Origin of the sequence: Bartonella queenslandensis (assembly GCF_018155095.1) — a bacterium.
In the GTDB taxonomy this organism is placed as follows: Bacteria; Pseudomonadota; Alphaproteobacteria; order Rhizobiales; family Rhizobiaceae; genus Bartonella; species Bartonella queenslandensis_B.
Window position 1 is genome coordinate 1 of the sequence record NZ_NAAI01000026.1, and the last position, 1,529, is coordinate 1,529.

The following is a 1,529-nucleotide window of genomic DNA, read 5'->3' on the forward strand; positions in this document are numbered from 1 at the left end:
AGGCATTTTGTCATCGTGCTCGGATGAATCATCTTGCGGCTTTAGGACAATGGACAAAAGAGCAGGAAAAGGTGAGCGCTTGAATTGTCATAGAGCGGAATTCCCATAAGGTTGTGTGGTGATTGTCCTAGATGCTTTGCTTAGCAAGAAGGGCAATTAAAATGCACAAGCTCTTGCATGGTTCATGCTGCTTTATGTCAGGAACTTAAGATTGTGCCAATTGTTGAGCCGGAAGTGCTGATGGATGGATCGTCGTGCGGGCATTCCATTGCGCGTTGTTTTGAAGTGACACGCACTGTTTTACAGGCTGTCTTCAAAGAATTGTTTGAAGCCCGTGTCGTTTTAGAGGGGATGATTTTAAAGCCAAATATGGTGATTGATGGCAAAGATGCGCGCAAGGCTGGTGTTGAAGAAGTCGCTGAAAAGACTGTCCATATGCTTAAACAAACCGTACCTTCCGCTGTTCCAGGAATTGCTTTTCTTGTCTTACGGGCAATCTGATCAAGAAGCAACGGCGCATTTATCAGCCATGAATTCTATGGGTCCATTGCCTTGGAAATTGACCTTTTCTTGATCGACGCGCATTGCAAGCAGCTGCTTTAAAAGCATGGGCTGGCAAGCATGAAAATATTGCTGTTGCACAAAAGGCATTTCGTCATCGTGCTCGGATGAATCATCTTGCGGCTTTAGGACAATGGACAAAAGAGCAGGAAAAGGTGAGCGCTTGAATTGTCATAGAGTTGAATTCCCATAAGGGTGTGTGGTGATTGTCCTAGATGCTTTGCTTAGCAAGAAGGGCAATCAAAATGCACAGGCTTTTGCGTGGTCTATGCTTCTTGATAAAGAATATAGATTTTTGGGGTTCAGCAATTTCTGGATTGGATTGTGCCGATTGTTGAAGGGGCAAGTGCTGATGGATGGACCATCGTGCGGGCATTCCATTGCGCGTTGCTTTGAAGTGACACGCACTGTTTTACAGGCTGTCTTTAAAGAATTGTTTGAAGCCCGTGTCGTTTTAGAGGGGATGATTTTAAAGCCAAATATGGTGATTGATGGTAAAGATGCGCGCAAGACTGGTGTTGAAGAAGTGGCTGAAAAGACTGTCCATGTGCTTAAACAAACCGTACCTTCCACTGTTCCAGGAATTGCTTTTCTTGTCTTACGGGCAAACTAATCAAGAAGCAACGGCGCATTTATCGGCCATGAATGCTATGGGTCCATTGCCTTGGAAATTGACCTTTTCTTGATCGACGCGCATTGCAAGCGGCTGCTTTAAAAGAATGGGCTGGCAAGCATGAAAATATTGCTGTTGCACAAAAGGCATTTTGTCATCGTGCTCGGATGAATCATCTTGCGGCTTTAGGACAATGGACAAAAGAGCAGGAAAAGGTGAGCGCTTGAATTGTCATAGAGCGGAATTCCCATAAGGTTGTGTGGTGATTGTCCTAGATGCTTTGCTTAGCAAGAAGGGCAATTAAAATGCACAAGCTCTTGCATGGTTCATGCTGCTTTATGTCAGGAACTTAAGA

General features: G+C 44.6%; 2 pseudogenes. Both read left to right on the top strand.

Annotation, left to right across the window (positions count from 1 at the left end):
* Window positions 1-160: 160 nt before the first annotated feature.
* Window positions 161-728, top strand: a pseudogene (locus tag B5V81_RS08550) (class I fructose-bisphosphate aldolase); the annotation flags it as partial.
* A 176-nt stretch (window positions 729-904) separates the two neighbouring features.
* Window positions 905-1,401, top strand: a pseudogene (locus B5V81_RS08555) (class I fructose-bisphosphate aldolase); the annotation flags it as partial.
* Between the last annotated feature and the right edge of the window lie 128 nt (window positions 1,402-1,529).